This is a genomic window from Parabacteroides sp. Marseille-P3160, assembly GCF_900162725.1.
In the GTDB taxonomy this organism is placed as follows: domain Bacteria; phylum Bacteroidota; class Bacteroidia; order Bacteroidales; family Tannerellaceae; genus Marseille-P3160.
This window is the reverse complement of the sequence record NZ_LT799418.1, coordinates 1240817-1245468: the sequence shown is the minus strand read 5'-3', so window position 1 is coordinate 1245468 and position 4652 is coordinate 1240817. Positions and strand designations below refer to the sequence as shown.

Here is a 4652-nt window from a genome sequence, read left to right as displayed (position 1 = left end):
GACCTGTCCCGTTTTGACTGGTGGAAATCAAGAAAGATTGTGGTTCAGCGTGTCATTGAAAGAGGATGGGTGAAGGATTTTTACGCTGCGTTTAATTTGTATGGTGGCATAGAAGGATTCAGGGAAATAATAAAAGAAGTTCCCAGCCTATCGGCACGGGACATGAATTTTGTTTGTATCGCTTTTGACCTTAAAAAAGAAGAGTTGAAATGTTATACACGGAAACTGTTGCGGGATCAACTCTTGGACTCCTGAAGAAAAATATAATCAAACCTTTTAAAGCCATTACATACTTTGATGACATAGGCTTCGAAGAGGATATTGTTATGTTGAATGGTGAATATGATTGGAAACTCATTGAAAAAAGATTGGTTGAGATGGCCAAAGTGCAAAATAAAATTTTTGAGTCGTTTCCGCTTCCTCGAAAGTCAATGTCGATAAAAAAGAATATCCATAAGCATTGAACAATTCTAACTGTTTTTGTGAAAATACTCCCGGATACCATGCAATCGCCAGCGGGGAATCATTTGAATAAAGCCGAAAATAAACTAGCAAAAGAAGTGCAAGAATTTCAATTACTTTACTTAAATTTGAGGGACTGAATGTGAACCGGTCTTTATGACATTCTCATGCGGAAACACACCCTCTGCAAAATCCCCGGCAGGTTTTACGACCGTTGCGCTTTCCTTTTTTGAATAGTTGATGCAACGTTTTAAAAGAATTAAGCATCTGTTTTATAGATTGTAACCATCCAATATCTAAATTTTAATACGTATGAAAACATTTACTCCACCAGACGATAAGGAACATGCGAATCAGTATTCGCATTAATAATCTATTTTAATCAAACGAGTTTATTTATTCTAAAAACTATGTATATGAAAACAAATAAATTACTACTTATTACTCTATCCTTTCTTAGTCTATTTGAAATAGGAGGATGTGATGATAGTGACAAATTCAGCGAACCCGAATTATTAAAGACATGGAAATTAGTCGGATTTGGAACAACAGAAAATAATGAAATTCAGACAGTGAAACCGGAGGATTGTGAAGAATGTTATACATTAACATTTCATGAAGATGGAACATTCAGCGGGCAAACATCTACAAATCAAGTAACAGGAAAATATAAAATAAGTTATCAAGATAAAGAACTGAAAATTTTGAATCTTGGGGGAACAGAAATCAATGAATTGTATGATGGAAAGTTATATGTAGAAAGTCTGCTGAAAGTTGAGTCCTACTCAATTACCGAAAGAGGACTGGAATTATATTACAATAGTAAAAAACAATTTTTACTTTTTAAACCGATAATATCATGAAACGTATATTAATCATACTATTCCTTTGCGGATTATCTGTTCGGCTATTTTCACAAATTAGCACAGGAGAAATACCCATTAGTTTTGGAAAGGATATTTCCCTGCTTAAAGGAACTACTGTTGATTTAAAGACAATGCCTCCTTTGGATATGAAAAGCATCAGTGAGGAGGATTTAGAAGATGAAGAAAACGGTATCCCTCCACGATTCGGGTTCCTTCACAAAGTGGATTTTAACCTTGAGAATTCAGGAACATGGACGACTTTAGAGAACGGGGATAAAATATGGCAGTTAAATATTTATTGCCCGGATGCCCTTTCGATAAACTTTTTGTACGACAAGTTTTGGATACCGGAAAAAGCAAAATTCTTTGTTTATAGTGAAAACAAGCAACATGTTTTAGGAGCATATACTTCCTCTAATAATAAAGGAAGCCAAAAGGATATACAAGGTTTTGCTACTGGTTTGGTATATGGTGATAGAGTTTGTTTGGAATATTATCAACCATCTGATATACAAGAACAAGGTATAATATCCATCGCTTATGTCGTGCATGGATACAGATATATCAAAATACCTGAAATGGAGGTAAAAAACTATGAAGAATCAGGTGATTGCCAAGTGAATATAAACTGTCAAGAAGGTCAAAACTGGGAAAATGAAAAAAATGCCGTAGCACTGATTCTCGTAAACGGGAACAGATATTGTACTGGATCATTGATAAACACGACCGCCAATGATAATCGCCCTTTATTTCTGACGGCAGATCATTGTTTAGGAGGATGGGCTAATAATGATATCAAATATGATGCTGTTAGTAATCCGAATTTGAATCATTGGTCGTTTTATTGGCATTACGAAAGTCCTGATTGTTCCAATACATACGAGCCTTTGATTATATCGACTGTCGGAGCTACTGTTGTTGCAAACAACGATATTTCTGATTTTGCTTTGTTGAGTTTAACGGAAAACCCATTAAACAGAACTGGAGTTACTCCCTATTATCTTGGTTGGGATCGTTCGGGTAATAGCGGCACCGGAGGAGTCGGAATTCATCACCCGAATGGAGATGTAAAGAAAATAGCGACATATAGCATCACTCCATCTAATTCAAACTGTTTTTCTTCAGGAAACAGCTATTTTTGGAGAGTGAATTGGCAATCTACAACGCATGGATGGTCTGTTACTGAAGGGGGGTCATCCGGCTCTCCTTTAATAAATAACAATCGTAGAGTTATTGGACAATTATATGGAGCGGGATTGTGTTCAAATCCTAATTGTTTAAATCCATCCGAAGATATTGCCAATTATGGCAAATTTAGTACTTCTTGGACAGGAAATAACAATTCCGACAATCGACGGCGTCTTGACCATTGGTTGGATCCCCTTGGAACAAATCCAACAACTTTAAATGGGATGCATCCATATTCCATCTCCGGCCCCTCTACCATCTGCGACCAAGCGACCTATACCATTGAAAACCTCCCGCAGGGAGCAACGGTAACTTGGCAGTGCGGGCCTTATCTGGCTATTTCTTCCGGACAGAATACCTCTTCCTGTACATTTTCGGCAACCGGTGGCGGATACAGTTGGGTAAATGCGACTCTGAGTGTGAACGGCAATCAAATCTCCTTACCGCAACAGTCGGTATGGGTCGGTATCAAAGCTTCTATCGAAGGAAATATGTCTGTTTTATACTTACAATCCACAACACTCAGTGCCGCTACCACTTGTCCGGCAAGTTCCTATCGGTGGTGGTTGAGGAAAGACGGTACCGGCATGGCTTCCGTATTGGTAGGAGAAGCAAGTTCCATTACGCTGCAATCCGTTATAACCGGAACAACGGCAAGTACTACCCCAACTGTGAACAATGAAGTTTCAATTCTGAGACAGCCTCCGAAACAAACTATTTTTTATATAAATCTGGAGGTCGATGAGCCAAATGGCAATACCTATGAAACAGCCGAAGAACAAATAATAGCTTTTGGGGATGTTGATTTAGTCGCTATCTCCAGAGAGGCACTTGCCTCTGAAAAGAATCTCTCTTTTTCCGTTTACCCAAATCCAGCCAAAGATATAGTGACGGTGAAGTTGAAAGAGGAAGCGACACTCCAAGCCGCAGATAGAATGACAGGAAAGAATACATACGAGATCCAGCTTTGGAGTACGACCCGGTTGATAAAGAGACTTACTGCAAGTGAAACGACCGTTCAAATTCCGATTGACGGTTTGCCTAAAGGAATCTATTTTGTCCTCATCATTAAAGACGGGCAAACGTATCGTGAGAAGCTACTGGTAGAATAGAGAAACCTGATTATTTTGAAAAAAGGGTTGCTTGTAGCATGCACTACCAAGCAACCCTTTCCAATATCTGAGATTTTCTCACTCCTGAAAAGAATGGACAATCTCGATCGCCTTCGCTTCACACGAAAAAGACCTCCGATTCGCGAAAGAAAGATAAAGGAGGAGGATATGAATGATGAAAACCGCCTGATTAATTGTACATTCCGGGAAAATGTATTAAATTTGTAATCAGACGAAAAGAACGGGGAAATGACTCTATTTGACGAATATAAAAAATACACAGGCGATTCTTCAATCTCCCCTTCCTTGCTTTGGGAATACGACCTGTCCCGTTTTGACTGGTGGAAATCAAGAAAGATTGTGGTTCAGCGTGTCATTGAAAGAGGATGGGTGAAGGATTTTTACGCTGCGTTTAATTTGTATGGTGGCATAGAAGGATTCAGGGAAATAATAAAAGAAGTTCCCAGCCTATCGGCACGGGACATGAATTTTGTTTGTGTCGCTTTTGACCTTAAAAAAGAAGAGTTGAAATGTTATACACGGAAACTGTTGCGGGATCAACTCTTGGACTCCTGAAGAAACTGGAAGCTGAAAGTGTCATGTCAGGTTTTAATCTGGCGGGAGAAACTTCTTTAGCTCTATATTTAGGCCATAGGATAAGTGCGGACCTGGATCTTTTCACGTCGGAGCCATTTGATGCAGGAAAATTGGAAACATTTCTTCATGATAATTATGGCTTCCGTACTGACTTTATGGAGAGAAATACCTTGAAAGGTACCATGGACGGCATTAAAATAGATTGCATAACCCATTCATATGAATATCTCGAAAAGCCGTACACAGAATCCGGCATCAGGTTGTATAGCATAGAGGATATCGTTGCCATGAAACTTTCTGCTATTGCTGACAATGGTTCGAGATTAAAGGATTTCATAGATATAGCTTTCCTTTCCACCTGTTTCCCTTTTAATTCAATGCTGAGATTATATGAACGCAAGTTTCCTGATTCAAATGTAATCAGACC

General features: G+C 38.7%; 5 protein-coding genes. All 5 read left to right on the top strand.

Annotated elements, in window-relative coordinates; genetic code table 11:
• The coding region (locus BQ8014_RS05015) for a DUF6922 domain-containing protein (RefSeq protein WP_080903406.1) at nucleotides 1-255 on the top strand (255 nt) is incomplete at its 5' end.
• 623 nt (nucleotides 256-878) lie between these two features.
• Nucleotides 879-1325 (top strand): META domain-containing protein, encoded by a 447-nt coding sequence (locus tag BQ8014_RS05005; RefSeq protein WP_160150033.1) that lies wholly within the window; start codon nucleotides 879-881, stop codon nucleotides 1323-1325.
• Nucleotides 1322-3628: a T9SS type A sorting domain-containing protein gene (locus BQ8014_RS05000; protein ID WP_080903404.1), complete on the top strand. Its 2307-nt coding sequence runs from the start codon at nucleotides 1322-1324 to the stop codon at nucleotides 3626-3628. The genes BQ8014_RS05005 and BQ8014_RS05000 overlap by 4 nt, the downstream gene beginning before the upstream one ends.
• 249 nt (nucleotides 3629-3877) lie before the next feature.
• On the top strand, nucleotides 3878-4204 hold the full coding sequence (locus BQ8014_RS04995; RefSeq protein ID WP_080903403.1) for a DUF6922 domain-containing protein: 327 nt from the start codon (nucleotides 3878-3880) through the stop codon (nucleotides 4202-4204).
• The coding region (locus BQ8014_RS04990) for a nucleotidyl transferase AbiEii/AbiGii toxin family protein (RefSeq protein WP_080905825.1) at nucleotides 4159-4652 on the top strand (494 nt) is incomplete at its 3' end. The genes BQ8014_RS04995 and BQ8014_RS04990, both read left to right, overlap by 46 nt.